This window comes from Enterovibrio qingdaonensis, assembly GCF_028683135.1.
Classification (GTDB): Bacteria; Pseudomonadota; Gammaproteobacteria; order Enterobacterales; family Vibrionaceae; genus Enterovibrio; species Enterovibrio qingdaonensis.
The window spans coordinates 31789-48724 of the sequence record NZ_JAJUBB010000014.1 but is presented as its reverse complement, the minus strand read 5'-3'; the positions used below and the strand labels follow the sequence as shown (position 1 = coordinate 48724).

The window sequence follows — 16936 nt, the reverse complement described above, 5'->3', positions numbered from 1 at the left end:
TGATTAAGGTAACAAAAAGTTGTATGAAAAGGGAGCAGTATTACGCGAATAACGCGAAAAAAAACGGTGTCGCAAGGACACCGCTAACTTATTGAGTTAATTCGACGCAAACGTTTGGCTTTCGTTTCAAAAAAAGTGAAAAAGCTAAAGGTTTGTCTGCGAAGGGGGAATTAGCTTTTCACCACACCATTTGGTGTACCTTCAAGCACTACGTCCGCACCACGATTTGCAAACAGGCCTACTGTCACCACACCCGCGATACCATTGATCGTGTCTTCAAGTTCTTTCGCATTGGTGATTTGCAGATTATGGACATCCAAAATCACGTTGCCGTTATCGGTAATGCAACCTTCACGGTAGCAAGGGTCTCCACCCAGTTTAACCAGTTCACGCGCAACATAAGAACGCGCCATCGGGATCACTTCTACAGGTAAAGGGAATTGGCCCAACACGTCGACTTTTTTACTGTCATCAATGATACAAATAAATTGCTTTGCAATCGCTGCCACGATCTTCTCACGTGTTAGTGCAGCACCACCACCTTTGATCATGTCATTGCTTGGGTTGATTTCGTCAGCACCATCAACATAGATATCCAAGCTTGCCACTTCGTTAGCATCAAAAACCGGAATACCGATCTTTTCAAGGCGCTCAGTTGACGCGACAGAGCTCGACACGGCACCTTTGATTTGCTCTTTCATGGTTTCAAGCGCATCGATGAAGTGATTAACGGTCGAGCCAGTACCAACACCAACAATGGCACCCTTGGTGACGTATTCCAACGCAGCCCAGCCAGCCGCTTTTTTCATTTCATCCTGAGTCATGATGATCTCCTGCAATTTAGGGGGTAATTCGCGAGGCCGATTATACAGATCTGAATTAGACGCGCGCAGATTTTTGACAACGCAGATCCCGTTCTTGTCGATCAACAATGTGTTGTTGTGACGTCCCATGACCAGTGTCGATTCGGCGTTAATATCTCTGGCAAAGGGATGTCCCATGCTTCGACAGGCAGGCGGTCAACTTGCTGGCAATCATGCGCTAAGCCTATTGGCCTTGCCCCTTCTCCGGTTTCATACCACTGTGCCAGCGTTCTGTCGTAGTAGCCTCCCCCCATACCTAAGCGTTGGCCTTGGGCATCAAATGCAACCAAGGGAGTACAAATCACATCTAGTTTTCGCGCAGGCAGGACATCTCTGACATCAAGTTTCGGCTCCAAAATGCCATATCGATTAGGGATCAAGTGACTATTAGGGTGATAGTGGAGGAACAGCAAATGACCTTTACTGAACGGATGAATTACCGGTAGGTAAACAGACTGACCCTTTCGCCAGCAACGCTCAATCAGTGGCGTCGTATCGAGTTCGCCATCGACGGACAAATAGAGTGCAATGTGCGCTGCATTGGACATAGCATCTGACGCTTCAACGCACGTGAGCAATTGATGTGCAGCTAGGTGTTGGCTTTCTTCAGTCAGGGCTCGACGACGTTGTCGAATCTGTTGTCGCAGCAAGGTACGCTGCTCGGAGGTATTCGCTTGCATCGGCTATCCTTGCCGTGTCGCATTGAGAATGTGGGGAAGGCCCCGGAGTGCCGTTGGGATCTTTTGCCCTTGAACCCTGCGGTTCAAGGCGGATGGGCAGAATAGACCGTAGGCTTCTCGGTACGAGCCGAGCTTGCTCAATAGCCTATAACAACTCACCCTTAGATGTGCTTATCGGCTCAGGGACGCGGATCCGCTGACGCACACTCCAGGGTCAAACTGGTTTGGAAACTTACGCTTCCTTCGACACGCTGTGTTTTAACAACGCCTCTTCAATCGTTTGTTGCAGCAGCGACATACGCTGCGCCATTTCATTTCTATCGGCGGCAATATTTTGTTTTTCGGTCTGCAGTTCGTAACAGACATTCAGTGCCGCGATGGTGAGCAACTGCTCTGTATTCGTTACTTTAGTGCGAGCAGACAATTCATGCAACCGCTTATCGAAGTCGTCCGCAGCTTCTTGCAAAGACTGCTCCTGCCCAGCAGGACAGTTAACGCGCATGATCTTTCCAAGGATTCGAATTTCAACAGCTTGCGTGGTCATAATTGTTTCAGAGCTCCCTTCAAAGCGCACTGTCGCACCCTGACGTAACGGGCGCAAATATAAAAAATGGCAGGTCAAACTGCAAGTCTATCCTAAAGAGGATTTGCTCTCGACGAACTAACTAGACGAAAAGTCGTCAATGTGATGAAAATCAGAGCGATTTTTTGGGTTCACCAGTACTTTCAATTCAACAACGGTGACTTTTTCTCAAGAGCTGTTCAGTGGGTTGCTGCTAAGTGATAGCATAGCCGTTGAATCAATTGGTACTCAAGGTGGCCCCAGTGACCCAAGTAACTTTACCTGAATACAGCAATATCGCTACCACGCTTAAATCAGACAGCCTTGCTGTTACCCCTGCAGAAATGCACGGCCTACTGGCGGGCATGTTATGTGGTGGTTTGGACCCTGATTCAAGCAACTGGATGCCAATGCTCTACGACTATACCAATGATGGACAGGGTTGGCCTCACCAATCACTCGGACTTGCCGCCAGTGCACTTGCACAATCAAGCAGTGAGTTGATTGATGGGCAAATGGACTTCGAGCTTCTTCTCCCTGATGAAAATGAATCATTACTCGACCGTGGCGATGCCGTGTCTGATTGGGTTAGTGCTTTTATCGCCGGTATCGGCCTGGTGGGTGTAACCGCAGGCAAGCTGTCTGATGATACAAAAGAAGTCCTCGCTGATTTAGCGGAGATTGCACAGCTCGGTATTGATGAAGATGACGATCAAGAAGAGCAAGCACTGTTACTTGAGCAAGTTATCGAGCACGTCCGAGTATGCGCGATGACGTTGCATGCCGAACTCGGCATCAAACCAGCGAAAGAAGACGCGAAGCCAACACTTCACTGATCGTAGAATTTACTGCCGGAGAGATCGAAGAATGGACGCAAACGCGCCTTCAATGCAGGAATTTGATGTCGTTATCGCAGGCGGCGCCATGGCTGGAGCTACCTTGGCGTTATCCATCGAGCAGTTGACCCAAGGCCAACTTTCCATTGCCGTGGTTGAAGCGGCTATCCCCAACCACTCACACCCTGGCTATGATGCCCGAAGCATTGCGCTGTCTTACGGCAGCAGCCAATTGTTAGCATCGCTGGGGCTTTGGAAAGCCCTCTCTCCTTTTGCGACGGCCATTGAGCATATTCATGTATCTGACAAAGGCCATTTTGGCTTAACCGAGATGCATGCCAAAGACGAAGGCGTTGAGTCGCTAGGCAGTGTGATTGAGCTTGCCGATGCGGGTCGCGTTTTTCACGCAGCACTCACCTCCTCAAAGACGGTTACCCTCTTTTGTCCGGCGTTTGTCACTGATATTCATCGTACTGTCGACGATGTCACGCTGACACTGAACGATAGCAATAAAATCCGAACCAAATTGGTCATTGCTGCCGACGGCGCAACCTCTTCGTGTTGTCAAATGGTCGGTATTGACCGCCATGAGCATGATTTCGAACAAGTAGCACTGATTGCCAACGTGACCACCGCTATGCCGCATCAAGGGAAAGCCTTTGAACGCTTTACTGAAAGCGGTCCAATCGCCTTATTACCCATGTCAGAGGGCCGAAGCTCGCTCGTTTGGTGCGCCAAACCCAAGCAAGCTTCGGAATTGTTAAAGCTGTCTGATAATGCCTTTATTGATGCACTTCAACGTACCTTTGGTTGGCGCTTAGGAAAAATCCTCCATGTTGGTGAGCGCAATAGCTACCCATTAGTCCTTCGCCAAACGACCCAATTGATTTCTCATCGTTTTGCTGTCGTTGGTAATGCAGCGCAAACTTTGCACCCGATTGCTGGTCAAGGCTTCAACCTCGGCCTTCGTGATGTAGTGACCTTAGCAGAAGAAATTGCGAATGCGCACCATAGTGGCGAAGACGTCGGTGGCATGGCGTTACTTCAGCAATACCTTGAACGCAGAGAGCCAGACCGCAATGCAACGGTTGCCATGACATCCGGATTGGTTCATGGTTTTTCGAATACATCTGCCCCGCTCATTCTGGGTAGAAACCTCGGCTTGGCTGCGATGTCAGTCTGCAGTGAATTGAAAGCCCCCTTGCTACAACGTGCAATGGGCTTGGTAGAACGATAATGAAAATGACAAATGTAGATATCGCTATAGTTGGCGGTGGCATGGTGGGTCTAACGTTGGCTGCGGCGTTAGCAGACTCTGATCTTCGTATTGCAGTCATTGAAGGCAGGGAGCCTGAGACTGAACTCAACACATTGCCGGATGTCCGTGTATCCGCGCTTAGCCGCGCCAGTGAGCGAATTTTGAAAAACGTCGGCGCATGGGATGGTATTGTCTCCCGCCGCGCGAGTCCGTATCAAAAAATGGCGGTGTGGGAGCAAGACAGCTTTGCATCGATTGAATTTGATGCGATGGACTTGGGTCAGCCTGATTTGGGTTACATTGTCGAAAACCGTGTTATTCAACTGTCATTGCTAGATCGCATCAAACAACATCACAATGTCACCCTGTTCTGTCCTGATCGCGTCGCATCAATGATGTTCGGTGAATCAGAGGCTTGGCTAACACTAGACTCAGGCAATGCCATTACGGCCAAACTGGTCGTCGGTGCAGACGGTGCCAATTCTTGGGTACGCAACCAGCTTTCTATTCCTCTGACGCATTGGGATTACGGCCACAGCGCACTGGTAGCAAACGTACGTAGCGACGAACCGCATGACGGCATTGCACGCCAAATTTTCACACCGGAAGGTCCGCTAGCGTTTTTGCCACTCTCTGACCCGCACCTTTGCTCCATCGTTTGGTCTCAACCTCCCGAGCAAGCCGATGCCCGTTGCAGCATGTCAGACAGCGAGTTCAACAAGGCTCTCACAGGCGCATTTGATGTGCGCTTGGGGCTATGCCATGTAGAAGGTGATCGCGCCGCATTCCCGCTTAAAATGCGCTATGCGAGAGATTTTGTTGTCGATCGTGTCGCGCTCATTGGCGATGCTGCACACACCATTCACCCACTCGCTGGCCAAGGCGTAAACTTGGGACTACTTGATGCAGCAACGCTCGCCCAAGAACTGACTCGCCTCAGTGAAGATGGCAAAGACATTGGCGAGAAAGCCAACCTACGCAGTTTCGAACGCTGGCGTAAGGCGGAAGCAGCGCAAATGATTGCTGCTATGCAAGGTTTCCGCGATTTGTTTGCTGGTGAAAACCCGGCGAAGAAACTCATCCGTGGTATTGGCTTGATGGCAGCAGCAACCCTGCCAGGCATCAAGACCCAATTTATCAAACGTGCGTTGGGACTATCAGGCGATCTGCCCGCACTCGCGAAGAAGTAGTGATCGCACCACAATAAGCACAATGAGAAAGCCAGCGTAATGCTGGCTTTTTTTATCCGACGTCTTGCTACCCAAACTCACAACGAGAGAATTCAAGCATAAAAAAACGGCTCCCAAGGGAGCCGTTTTTCAATCTAAAGCGGTTTCAGGTAAGCGATTACGCTTGGCCTTTAACTTCTTTCAGACCGTTGAAAGGTGCTTTTTCGCCCAGAGCTTCTTCGATACGGATCAGCTGGTTGTACTTAGCAACACGGTCAGAACGGCTCATAGAACCAGTCTTGATTTGGCCTGCAGCAGTACCTACCGCTAGGTCAGCGATAGTTGCATCTTCAGTTTCACCTGAACGGTGAGAGATAACTGCAGTGTAGCCTGCATCTTTAGCCATCTTGATTGCAGCCAGAGTTTCGGTCAGAGAACCGATCTGGTTGAACTTGATCAGGATAGAGTTAGTGATGCCTTTTTCGATACCTTCAGCAAGGATCTTAGTGTTAGTTACGAACAGATCGTCACCAACTAGCTGGATTTTGCCGCCCAGCAGTTCAGTTTGGTGCTTGAAGCCAGTCCAATCAGACTCGTCCAGACCGTCTTCGATAGAAACGATTGGGAACTGCTCAACCAGACCTGCTAGGTAGTGGTTGAACTCTTCTGAAGTGAAGGTTTTACCTTCGCCTTTCAGGTTGTAAATGCCAGATTCTTTGTCGAAGAACTCAGATGCAGCACAGTCCATCGCCAAAGTAACATCTTTACCCAGCTCGTAACCTGCAGCAGCAACTGCTTCAGCGATTACTTCCAGAGCTTCTGCGTTAGATTTCAGGTTAGGCGCGAAACCACCTTCGTCACCAACTGCAGTGTTGTAGCCTTTAGACTTCAGTACTTTTGCTAGGTTGTGGAATACTTCCGCACCCATGCGTACTGCTTCTTTCAGAGTTGCAGCGCCAACTGGCTGAATCATGAACTCTTGAATGTCTACGTTGTTGTCTGCGTGCTCACCACCGTTGATGATGTTCATCATAGGTAGAGGCATAGAGAATACGCCTGGAGTGCCGTTCAGCTCAGCGATGTGCTCGTACAGAGGCATGCCTTTCGCAGCAGCTGCTGCTTTTGCGTTTGCCAGAGAAACTGCCAGGATTGCGTTTGCACCAAACTTAGACTTGTTATCAGTACCGTCTAGGTCGATCATGATTTGGTCGATTTCAGCTTGGTTAGTCGCGTCTTTGCCTTCCAGTGCGTTTGCAATGTCGCCGTTAACAGCTTCGATTGCTTTCAGAACGCCTTTGCCCAGGAAACGTGCTTTGTCGCCGTCACGCAGTTCCAGTGCTTCGCGAGAACCGGTAGATGCACCAGATGGAGCAGCTGCCATACCAACGAAACCACCTTCCAGGTGAACTTCTGCTTCTACAGTTGGGTTACCGCGTGAGTCAATGATTTCACGGCCCAGAACTTTAACGATCTTAGACATTGTGTTTCCTCTCGTATGTCAATAGCTTAAAAATGCTAATAAAAAGCGGCTGCAAACCTTCGCAACCGCTTATTTGTTCAATTACAGCTCACCACGCTGGTTCTTACCTGCTGCCGCCACGAAGCCTTCAAACAGAGGATGGCCATCACGTGGAGTCGAGGTGAACTCAGGGTGGAACTGACACGCCACGAACCATGGGTGCTCAGGGTTTTCGATAATCTCAACCAGCTTCTTGTCCGCAGACAGGCCAGATACAACCAGACCCGCTTCTTCAATTTGCGGACGCAGCACGTTGTTCACTTCGTAACGGTGACGGTGACGCTCATGGATTGTCGCGTTGCCGTACAGATCACGTGCTTTAGTACCTTCTGCTAGGTGACACAGCTGTGCGCCAAGACGCATGGTGCCGCCCAGATCTGATTTCTCAGTACGCGCTTCAACCTTACCTTCGCCATCAACCCATTCAGTGATTAGGCCAACAACTGGGAATTTGCTGCTCTTGTCGAACTCAGTAGAGTTCGCGCCTTTCATGCCTACTACGTTGCGCGCATATTCAATAAGCGCAACCTGCATGCCTAGACAGATGCCCAAGTAAGGGATTTTGTTTTCACGCGCGAATTTCGCCGCTAGAATCTTACCTTCAACGCCGCGATCACCAAAGCCGCCAGGTACTAGGATTGCATCCAGACCGTGCAGTGCTTCTTCGCCTTTTGTTTCCACGTCTTGAGAGTCAACATACTTGATGTTAACGGTCAGACGGTTCTTAAGGCCTGCGTGCTTCAGTGCTTCGTTGACAGATTTGTAAGCGTCTGGCAGTTCAATGTACTTGCCCACCATACCGATAGTAACTTCACCGGTTGGGTTCGCTTCTTCAAAAATAACTTGTTCCCACTCAGACAGATCTGCTTCAGGAGCGGAGATACCAAAACGTTGGCAAATCAGATCGTCAAGACCTTGAGAACGGATCAGTGAAGGAATTTTGTAGATAGAATCTACGTCCTTCATTGAGATTACCGCTTTCTCAGGCACGTTACAGAACAATGCAATCTTAGAACGCTCATTCGCAGGAATAGCGCGATCGCTACGGCAAACCAGAATATCTGGCTGAATACCGATAGAAAGCAGTTCTTTAACAGAGTGTTGAGTAGGTTTGGTTTTCACTTCACCCGCCGCAGCCAGGTAAGGAACCAGTGTCAGGTGCATGAACATTGCACGTTCACGGCCAAGCTCAACCGCCATTTGACGGATTGCTTCCAAGAACGGCAGTGATTCGATATCACCAACGGTACCGCCGATTTCGACGATAGTCACATCGTGACCTTCGCCACCAGCCAGTACACGCTCTTTGATAGAGTTAGTGATGTGTGGGATAACCTGAATCGTCGCACCTAAATAGTCGCCGCGACGCTCTTTGCGCAGTACGTCAGCGTATACACGACCTGACGTGAAGTTGTTGCGTTTGGTCATCTTGGTGCGGATGAAACGCTCATAGTGACCCAAATCTAGGTCTGTTTCTGCGCCGTCTTCCGTAACGAATACTTCACCGTGCTGGGTTGGGCTCATCGTGCCCGGATCCACGTTGATGTAAGGGTCGAGTTTCATCATGGTCACTTTAAGACCACGTGCTTCTAGAATTGCCGCCAGCGACGCTGCAGCAATACCCTTACCTAGGGAGGAAACCACCCCGCCCGTAACAAAAATGTAATTCGTTGTCATGCTAAACCTGAGAGTTGGATTTAGGGGAAATTATTGGAAATCTGGACGGGACGACATGTTACCAGAGCCAGAAACTTCCCACAACGTGAAAACTATCACACAGCACATCGTTTTTTTTTGTCGTAAATCAATGGAGTGATTTACACCGGTTTGTTGCCTTCGTCACGCTTCACTTCTTGCCACAGCATTTCGAGCTCATCCTGCTGACTTTCTTGCAAGTTTTTACCATTTTCGCGTAATTTCGTTTCAATTTGACGAAAGCGGGTTTCGAATTTTAAATTTGCTTTCCTAAGCGCTGTCTCTGGATTCGTCCCGACATGCCTTGCGAGGTTAACAACGGCAAATAACAAATCGCCGATTTCTTCATCAACACGCGTCTGGTCGACATCGACCATCAACGTTTCTTCCATTACTTCGTGCAACTCCTCTTGCACTTTATCCGCCACTGGCCCTACTGAGTCCCAGTCAAAACCGACACTTGCGCAGCGTTTCTGAAGTTTTGCTGCTCGTCCTAATGCAGGCAAGGCATTTGGCACATCATCCAAAACACTCAGCGGCGAATCGGATGCGGCCTTCGCAGTTCGTTCCTGCGCTTTTATCCCTTCCCAATCGGGCTTTTCAATAGGGTTTCCATCTGCATCTTTTTTGCCAAACACATGAGGGTGGCGACGCGTCAGTTTGTCACAGATAGCACCAATGACATCCTCAAACTCAAACTCGCCCTGCTCTTTTCCGAGTTGACTATAGAACACAATCTGAAACAAAAGATCGCCCAACTCATCACGTGTGTCTGCCCAATCCTTGCGCTCAATAGCATCAGCCACTTCGAAAGTTTCTTCGATGGTGTAAGGAATTATGGAATCAAACGTCTGCTTTTTATCCCAAGGACAGCCCGTCTCCGGGTCTCGTAACTTGGCCATAATTTCCAGTAATTCTTGCATTCGCGACATTTTTTTCATGAGGATTTTCCGGTGTTCAAACTTCGATATATGAAAAAGGGAAAGCCGAGGCTTTCCCTTTATTCGTCACGTTAAATCTAGTGAAGTCGTTTGGCTTCATGCACATCTTTGACTTGTTCAAGCCGCGTGATCACCTTGCCCAGCACATCGATGTCACTTAACTCGAGGTCGAAATCAAGAACCGACATTTGCTGCTTATAGTCAACGCGACTTGCCATGCCCGCCACCTTCACCTTTTCATTGGTGAATACAGTCGTGAGATCTTTAATCAGACCACTTCTCTCAGATGCCAATACACGCACAGTGATTTGGTAGTTACCCACGAAACCGCCGCCCCACACGGTATCAATGATACGCTCTGGCGCGTGGTGGCGGAGCTCCGCGAGCTGCTCACAGTCAGCGCGGTGCACCGAGATCCCACGCCCTTGGGTGACGTACCCTTCGATGGAATCTCCCGGGATCGGCTGGCAACAACGTGCGAGGTGGGTCATCAGGTTATCAACCCCCTCAACCACAACCGCATCGCGCCGCGGCTTCTTCGGTGCAGAAGAGACTTCGGCATGTTCAAGCTTTTCACGAAGCTGCTGATCTTCTTCTTCTTTCGTCGGCTTATTGACTAAAGAATTGATGTAATTGACGACCTGATTGATACGTAAGTCGCCACTACCAACGCCAGCGTAAACCTCATCCAAGCTGTTCATATTGAAACGCTTCATTGCTAGCGAGGCATCTTTGCTGACCGCGCCAATTTTCGCTAATTCAGCATCGAGGATTTCTTTCCCTGCAATCACATTCTTTTCACGAGATTGCTTGCGGAACCAAGCATTGATTTTTGCGCGTGCCCGACCGGAGTTCACAAAGCCCAAGCTCGGATTCAACCAATCGCGGGAAGGATTTGGCTCTTTCTGGGTAATGATTTCTACCTGATCACCCATGTTGAGGTGATAGGTAAATGGCACGATACGGCCTTCGACCTTAGCACCGATACAACGGTGACCCACCTCAGAGTGGATGTGATACGCGAAATCCAGTGGCGTTGCACCAATTGGCAAGTCGACGACATCGCCTTTCGGTGTAAAGGCATAGACACGGTCATCAAAGACCTGACTGCGAAGCTCATCCAGCATCTCGCCAGAATCTGACATCTCTTCTTGCCATGCCAGCAGTTTACGTAGCCAAGTGATTTTCTCGTCATAGCCGCTGCGACCGGCCGAACCGCCTTCTTTGTATTTCCAGTGCGCCGCCACACCAAGCTCGGCATCATCATGCATTTGCTTGGTACGGATTTGGATCTCAACCGTTTTGCCTTCTGGCCCAAGCACGACGGTGTGAATAGATTGGTAACCATTCGGTTTTGGGTTCGCGACGTAGTCGTCAAACTCTTTGGGAAGATGGCGATACTTGGTGTGCACCACACCTAGCGCGGCGTAACAGTCCTGAAGCTGATCAGCAATGATACGCACAGCGCGCACGTCAAACAGCTCATCAAATTCGAGGTTCTTTTTCTGCATCTTACGCCAGATGCTGTAGATATGTTTTGGTCGGCCGTATACCTGCGCATTGATGTTTGACGATCCCATCGATTGCTGCAGGTCGGTCACAAAAGTATCAATGTACTGCTCGCGGTCAATGCGGCGTTCAGCAAGTTGCTTAGCAATTTGTTTATAGGTGCCAGAATGCTGATAGCGGAATGCGTAGTCTTCGATCTCCCACTTAAGCTGGCCAATACCTAAACGGTTTGCCAACGGTGCGTAGATGTTTGCACATTCTTTCGCAACAGTCTGGCGAACCTCATCCGCGTCGTTTTTCACTTCACGTAGGTAGGTAATGCGTTCAGCCAGTTTGATGACCACGCAGCGGAAATCATCCACCATTGAAAGCAGCATGCGGCGGACATTATCCACCTGTGCAGCGGTCGCTTCTTCGTTATTGGCATTCAGGTGGCGAATCGCCGCCATTTCCTGCACACCGTCCACCAGCTTGGCAATGTCATTGCCATAATGCTCTTTCAGAAGCTCATTGCTCAATACTCCATGTTCTACCACAGGGAAGAGCAGTGCAGCGAGAAGGGTTTCCTTGTCCATGCTTAAGGTGACAAGGATTTCAATCATCTCCCGACCCGACCAAAGCGGTTGAGCGAGGGTTTCTGCATCCCCCAGTGATTGGCAATGTTGGTAAGCGTTGATTAATACTTGGGAGACAGCAGCGTCTTGCGCTAGGCCTTCTACCCAGCGTTCAAGCACAAATTCTTTATTGTCGTTTAGGTGCGCGCCACGAATTGCGACCATTTCACTTTCCTGTTCTTTTTCTTGAACGGGCAACCCTCATGGTTGCCCGGTAGGCACTTACGCTTTGACAAACAGTGCCATCGACTCCAAATGCCCAGTGTGAGGGAACATGTCCAACATGCCTAACCTTGCTAAGATATACCCGTTATCGAGCAGTACTTGGCTATCTCGCGCCAATGTAGCAGGGTTACAAGACACGTAAACAATTCTCTCAGCCTGTGATTGTGCCACATATGACATAACCCCTAAAGCACCTGCACGTGCTGGATCGAGCAAAATTTTATTGTATTTTTGCGCTCCCCAATCCGTTTCAGCAGCATCAAGCTCTAGGTTGGCATGGTAGAACCGCGCATTGGACAGTGCATTTCGTTCTGCATTACTTGCGGCCCGCTCTACCATGTTCTCAACACCTTCGATGCCAACGACTGCGTTAACCTGCTGGGCGAGTGGCAGGCTGAAGTTGCCCAAACCACAGAACAGATCCAACACGTTATCGTCAGATTGCACGTTTAGCCACGTCAGGGCCTGTTCGATCATCTTGGCGTTAATGTCCGCATTGACTTGAATAAAGTCCTGCGGCTCAAACTTCAATGACAGATCATCTAATGCATAAAACGGTTGCGCACCCACCAAACGTCGCGCTTCTTCTTCACCTTGCTGGAGATAAAGTACAACGGCATGTTGTTGCGCGAATAACGTTAAGCTCTCAACGTCATCAACATGAAGCGGTTTAATCGCACGTACTAGCAGTACGCGACCCTCACCGGATGTCACAAGTTCAATATGGCCAATCACTCGACGACCGCGTAATCCATCAAGTTGTGAATACAGCTCCGGCAACAAATCATTCAGCGATGCGTCCAACACTGGGCAAGCATTGACGGTCACAATGTCATTGGAATTACGCTGACGGAACCCCATTTCGAATTTGCCATCTTTCGCCACTTTGGTGCTCAAACGTGCACGGCGACGATACCCCAAAGGCGCAGAGACAACAGGCGCATCTTGAGTCAGTTCTGTCGAGGCAAACTTCCGCATCAATTGTCCCAAGATTTCTTGCTTAGCGATCACTTGCGCCTCGTGGCTCAGATGCTGAAGGTTACAACCACCACACTCTCGATAGTGCGCACAAAATGGTTGAACGCGTTCCGCACTTGGTTTCACGACTTTGATTAGCTTTGCACGCGCAAATTGACGCTTGTCTTCTGTTAATTGCGCCAGAATCTCTTCGCCAGGTAAGGCTCCTGCGACAAAAACCGGCTTCTTGCCATCAAATGCAACACCATCGCCTTGGTGGTCTAGTCTGGTGACACTTAACACTTTGTGCTTGGTATCCAAGCTCTTTTTCTTTTGCGGCTTAAAAAAACGCGCCATGATGTTGTTCCAACTACGGCTAAGTGCGCCTTTAACGTGCGCACCTTGCGAATGATACTTATTGACCGTCGAACAGTTGTGATAACCTGCTGAATTATCGCCGACAGCTTTGGTGTAGTGCCGTACCAGAGATTAGAATGTCTCTTAGGTTCTACTGATCCTAGGTACGTCGCGAATTTGACGCCAATTCTCCCACAGAACAAACAGCATGACCAAATACGGACTTCGCGCCAGAGTTATCACCCTAACACTCGCACCGACTTTGATTATCGGTATTTTGCTGAGTGCCTATTTCATCAAAAACCGTTATGTCGAGCTTGAACAGCAACTTAGCGTGACGGGGCAAGCCATCATCGAACCCTTAGCCATCGCCAGCGAAATCGGTTTAACCAATGAAGGTCGGGAAAGCGTTCGGCGTCTGATTGGACACACTCACCGTCAACACAGCCAATATGTTCGAAGCATTGCCGTTTTTTCAAGCCAAAACGAGCTATTTGTTACCTCTAACTATCATCGCAACTTAGACTCGCTCGCGGTGCCGCGTGGACAACCACTTCCCGACAATCTCGAAGTAACACGCTCGGAAGACACCCTATTACTCAGAGCACCTATTAGAGCTATCAGTGGGTTCAACATCGACGAGGTTGATGAAAAGCCGATTGGCTACATCTCTATGGAGATGGACCTCTCCACCGTTAAACTCAAACAATATCAAGAGATCACGTCTGCTGCGGTTGTGCTTCTCTTCGGCCTGATTTTGTCGGGCTTTTTCGCCTACCGACTCCTGCTGGATGTCGAAATCCCCATCAAGCAAATGATCAGCATGATTGACCGTATTCGTCGCGGTCATTTAGACGTGCGTATTGAAGGGAAATTACTTGGTGAGCTCGACACCCTGAAAAACGGCATCAATGCCATGGCGATTTCACTGTCAGAATACCATTTGGAAATGCAGCAAAGCATTGATCAGGCAACTTCCGATCTGCGTGAAACTCTAGAACAACTTGAAATTCAAAACGTTGAACTCGACATCGCGAAAAAGAATGCACAAGAAGCAGCGCGTGTGAAGTCTGAGTTCCTCGCCAACATGTCCCATGAGCTTCGCACACCACTCAATGGTGTCATTGGTTTTACACGCCAAATGCTCAAAACCCAGCTTAGTACCAGCCAACAAGATTACTTACAGACTATCGAGAAGTCTGCAAACAATCTACTGACCATCATCAATGACATACTCGACTTTTCAAAACTGGAAGCCGGCAAACTTCTGCTGGAGAACATCCCGTTTGATTTTGAAGACTCGCTTGATGAAGTCATGCGGCTTCTGGCTCCAATGGCCCATGAGAAAGGCTTGGAGCTTAACCTTCGTATCGACCCACGCATCCCAACGGGTGTGATTGGCGACCCACTGCGCATTCAACAAGTGCTCACTAACCTAATTGGTAACGCAGCGAAATTTACAGAACGCGGCCATATCAGTGTGAGTGTGGAGCTTAGATTGCAGCGTGATGAGCAACTCGAACTGCAATTTACGGTAAGAGATACGGGTATTGGTATCTCTGAGCGTCAGCAAGCACAGTTGTTCCAAGCCTTCAGACAAGCCGATGCAAGTATCAGCCGACGTTATGGTGGCACCGGTCTTGGCTTGGTAATCACACAAAAGTTGGTTCAACAAATGGGGGGAGACATAGGCTTTAGCAGCCGTCTTCACCAAGGATCTACCTTCTGGTTTACCTTAACCTTATTGAAAACCGATTTGCCGTTAATACAGCCTATCGACCAAGCGTCACTGGCAGGAAAAAGCGTGTTGTTGGTTGAGCCGCATCAGGAGACCCGCATTTCGCTCAGTGAACGCCTGTCAAACATCGGGTTGATGGTACAAAGCTACCCGCAGTTCCCTGAAACCTCATCACATTTTGACGCTATTTTGCTGTGCATTGATGCCAATGAGTCACCAGAAACCGATGACGTTATCGATTTGGCAAGGCATGCCGAATCTCGTGCGAACAAAGTGATATTCGGCTTGCCCACCACCGAACTTGCACTTTCTGAACAGCTTATTGAAGCAGGCATCGACGCTTGTCTGGCGAAGCCTTTGCCGCTTCGTAAGCTCGCAGAGCAGTTACAAGAAGACGCTCCTGCCGCTGACGACCTTGTCCTACCAACGCCTCATGCGCAGCCTAAGTTTCCAATTACTGTCATGGCGGTCGATGATAATCCTGCCAACCTCAAACTGATCGAAGCATTGTTGTCCGAGCGGGTTACCAATGTCGTTGTGGCAGCGACAGGTAAAGAAGCCGTTACCAAAGCCTATGAAAATAAGTTTGACCTGATATTGATGGATATACAGATGCCAGAGATGGACGGTGTCACCGCGTGTAATGAAATAAGGAAAGGCCCGCTAAACGCCAGCACCCCCATTGTTGCCGTCACCGCACACGCAATGACGGGCGAGAGAGAGCGTTTACTGCGAGAAGGCATGGATGACTACCTGACCAAACCAATCGAGGAGCACATCCTCGAGCAAGTACTTCACCATTGGACAACCTCCAGCGGTGACGTGCCACTCCCAACAACACCGGTGATGAACATTCAATCGCCCGCTTCACTCGCTCTCAGTGTTGATTGGGCTCTGGCAATGAAACAAGCAGCAGGAAAAGAGCATCTTGCGCGAGACATGCTCCAAATGCTGATCCGCTCGTTTGATGAGGTGGAAGATAAAGTCTCTCAGGCACTAGAAAATCACGACATCGACTTGTGGCCGGTTATCCATAAATTGCACGGCAGCTGCGCATACAGCGGTGTGCCCAAGCTTAAGCAGCTTTGCTACGAGCTCGAAACGCAAATGAAAAGCGGCCAATCTACCGCTGATATTGAGCCTGAACTGCTGGAGCTCATGGACGAGATGCACAATGTCCGCGCGCAGGCACCGCATTACCTCACCCCTGACTAATTGGAAGAAAAGCTGGCACCTGAGGGTGCCAGTTTTTTATACACCCCTCTCTAGCAAAAATTAAGAATGCGTATAAAACAGCAATTTTCACCAGAATGAACGCATATAGCTCCCGGCTTCATCTTCGAGCAATCTCAAAGAAAATTGTCCAGAAATGCAAACAGGTCAAAAACTTCACGATACATCACGTAATACCACCTTTCTGATTTAGTGCTCAGAAAGCCAGTCTGATATATCTCTCAACACTTCGGTTGAAAAACAAACCACTACTGAAAGTGGGAAAATACAACAACGTTAGAGATAAGTATCATGGCTGATGTAAATACAAAAAATTTCGAACTAGTTAAAGCTGCACTCATCGAGATGTTTGATGTGGCTGCAGACGACGTCTCACCTGACGCGAACCTTTATGAAGATCTTGTTTTAGACAGCATTGATGCTGTAGACCTTGTCGTCCACCTACAAAAAGAGATTGGCCAAAAAATCCCACCTGAAGCCTTCAAAAGTGTCAGGACCGTACAGGATGTCGTTGACGCGATTAACGCGCTTCTGCAAACGGCCTAAATAGACAATTGCGTGCGCTTTATGTGCCAATCTCGATAACGACGATATCGATAGCGAACAGGAACATAACAGCGCACGTTTTCAATTAGACACTGGCAATCCCTCAGATTCACGTACGTCATTTCCCTAAGCATCAAGTGCTCATGCCGATGATGCAGGCTATTGGCTGATTGAATCGACGGATTTCTCACGTCCTCACACCTCGGGTTAAGCCTATGCCCCCAAGGTGTTCTG

13 protein-coding genes and 1 other RNA gene are annotated in these 16936 nt (G+C 49.1%); 5 read left to right on the top strand and 9 right to left on the bottom strand.

Features of this window, described 5'->3' with window-relative positions; genetic code table 11:
• Positions 1-170 precede the first annotated feature (170 nt).
• The 4 genes from rpiA to zapA form a co-directional block, all read right to left on the bottom strand.
• Positions 171-824 carry a ribose-5-phosphate isomerase RpiA gene (rpiA, locus tag LRP49_RS17345; RefSeq protein WP_274143572.1) on the bottom strand — a complete coding sequence of 218 codons (654 nt, stop codon included), beginning with the start codon at positions 822-824 and terminating at the stop codon, positions 171-173.
• Between the two features lie 101 nt (positions 825-925).
• Positions 926-1543 carry a 5-formyltetrahydrofolate cyclo-ligase gene (locus LRP49_RS17340; RefSeq protein ID WP_274143571.1) on the bottom strand — a complete coding sequence of 206 codons (618 nt, stop codon included), beginning with the start codon at positions 1541-1543 and terminating at the stop codon, positions 926-928.
• Between the two features lie 35 nt (positions 1544-1578).
• Positions 1579-1761, bottom strand: a non-coding RNA gene (gene ssrS / locus LRP49_RS17335) — 6S RNA.
• 14 nt (positions 1762-1775) lie between these two features.
• Positions 1776-2087 (bottom strand): cell division protein ZapA, encoded by a 312-nt coding sequence (gene zapA, locus LRP49_RS17330; RefSeq protein ID WP_274143570.1) that lies wholly within the window; start codon positions 2085-2087, stop codon positions 1776-1778.
• 281 nt (positions 2088-2368) lie between these two features.
• Between zapA and LRP49_RS17325 the strand changes: the two genes are divergently transcribed.
• Genes LRP49_RS17325 through LRP49_RS17315 form a run of 3 tightly spaced genes read left to right on the top strand, consistent with a single transcriptional unit; the run spans position 2369 to position 5389 of the window.
• Complete coding sequence (locus LRP49_RS17325; protein WP_274143569.1) at positions 2369-2941, top strand: YecA/YgfB family protein; 573 nt, start codon at positions 2369-2371, stop codon at positions 2939-2941.
• A gap of 31 nt (positions 2942-2972) precedes the next feature.
• A complete protein-coding gene (gene ubiH, locus LRP49_RS17320) occupies positions 2973-4178 on the top strand; it encodes a 2-octaprenyl-6-methoxyphenyl hydroxylase (RefSeq protein ID WP_274143568.1) in 1206 nt (401 codons plus the stop codon).
• Complete coding sequence (locus LRP49_RS17315) at positions 4178-5389, top strand: FAD-dependent 2-octaprenylphenol hydroxylase (RefSeq protein WP_274143567.1); 1212 nt, start codon at positions 4178-4180, stop codon at positions 5387-5389. Before ubiH ends, LRP49_RS17315 begins: the two co-directional genes overlap by 1 nt.
• Positions 5390-5546: 157 nt before the next feature.
• On the opposite strand, the gene eno is transcribed toward LRP49_RS17315, so the two are convergent.
• From eno to rlmD, 5 genes are all read right to left on the bottom strand, one after another.
• Positions 5547-6848, bottom strand: coding sequence for a phosphopyruvate hydratase (eno, locus tag LRP49_RS17310; RefSeq protein ID WP_274143566.1), 1302 nt, complete (start codon positions 6846-6848; stop codon positions 5547-5549).
• Positions 6849-6929: 81 nt separating this feature from the next.
• Positions 6930-8564, bottom strand: a complete 1635-nt coding sequence (locus tag LRP49_RS17305; protein WP_274143565.1) for a CTP synthase — start codon at positions 8562-8564, stop codon at positions 6930-6932.
• Positions 8565-8704: 140 nt separating this feature from the next.
• The gene (mazG, locus tag LRP49_RS17300; protein ID WP_274143564.1) at positions 8705-9523 is read right to left on the bottom strand and encodes a nucleoside triphosphate pyrophosphohydrolase; all 819 of its coding nucleotides are present in this window, start codon (positions 9521-9523) and stop codon (positions 8705-8707) included.
• A gap of 77 nt (positions 9524-9600) precedes the next feature.
• The gene (gene relA, locus LRP49_RS17295) at positions 9601-11811 is read right to left on the bottom strand and encodes a GTP diphosphokinase (protein ID WP_274143563.1); all 2211 of its coding nucleotides are present in this window, start codon (positions 11809-11811) and stop codon (positions 9601-9603) included.
• A gap of 57 nt (positions 11812-11868) precedes the next feature.
• Complete coding sequence (gene rlmD / locus LRP49_RS17290) at positions 11869-13185, bottom strand: 23S rRNA (uracil(1939)-C(5))-methyltransferase RlmD (RefSeq protein WP_274143562.1); 1317 nt, start codon at positions 13183-13185, stop codon at positions 11869-11871.
• A 208-nt stretch (positions 13186-13393) separates the two neighbouring features.
• On the opposite strand from rlmD, the gene barA reads away from it, so the two are divergent.
• The gene (gene barA / locus LRP49_RS17285; RefSeq protein WP_274143561.1) at positions 13394-16138 is read left to right on the top strand and encodes a two-component sensor histidine kinase BarA; all 2745 of its coding nucleotides are present in this window, start codon (positions 13394-13396) and stop codon (positions 16136-16138) included.
• Positions 16139-16447: 309 nt separating this feature from the next.
• Positions 16448-16702: an acyl carrier protein gene (locus tag LRP49_RS17280; RefSeq protein WP_274143560.1), complete on the top strand. Its 255-nt coding sequence runs from the start codon at positions 16448-16450 to the stop codon at positions 16700-16702.
• Positions 16703-16936: the final 234 nt, after the last annotated feature.

Excerpts from the sequence above, each read along its gene's own strand:
- rpiA (WP_274143572.1), bottom strand. The coding sequence starts at position 824 with ATGACTCAGGATGAAATGAAAAAAGCGGCTGGCTGGGCTGCGTTGGAA.
- LRP49_RS17340 (WP_274143571.1), bottom strand. The coding sequence starts at position 1,543 with ATGCAAGCGAATACCTCCGAGCAGCGTACCTTGCTGCGACAACAGATT.
- zapA (WP_274143570.1), bottom strand. The coding sequence starts at position 2,087 with ATGACCACGCAAGCTGTTGAAATTCGAATCCTTGGAAAGATCATGCGC.
- ubiH (WP_274143568.1), top strand. The coding sequence starts at position 2,973 with ATGGACGCAAACGCGCCTTCAATGCAGGAATTTGATGTCGTTATCGCA.
- LRP49_RS17315 (WP_274143567.1), top strand. The coding sequence starts at position 4,178 with ATGAAAATGACAAATGTAGATATCGCTATAGTTGGCGGTGGCATGGTG.
- eno (WP_274143566.1), bottom strand. The coding sequence starts at position 6,848 with ATGTCTAAGATCGTTAAAGTTCTGGGCCGTGAAATCATTGACTCACGC.
- LRP49_RS17305 (WP_274143565.1), bottom strand. The coding sequence starts at position 8,564 with ATGACAACGAATTACATTTTTGTTACGGGCGGGGTGGTTTCCTCCCTA.
- mazG (WP_274143564.1), bottom strand. The coding sequence starts at position 9,523 with ATGAAAAAAATGTCGCGAATGCAAGAATTACTGGAAATTATGGCCAAG.
- relA (WP_274143563.1), bottom strand. The coding sequence starts at position 11,811 with ATGGTCGCAATTCGTGGCGCGCACCTAAACGACAATAAAGAATTTGTG.
- rlmD (WP_274143562.1), bottom strand. The coding sequence starts at position 13,185 with ATGGCGCGTTTTTTTAAGCCGCAAAAGAAAAAGAGCTTGGATACCAAG.
- barA (WP_274143561.1), top strand. The coding sequence starts at position 13,394 with ATGACCAAATACGGACTTCGCGCCAGAGTTATCACCCTAACACTCGCA.
- LRP49_RS17280 (WP_274143560.1), top strand. The coding sequence starts at position 16,448 with ATGGCTGATGTAAATACAAAAAATTTCGAACTAGTTAAAGCTGCACTC.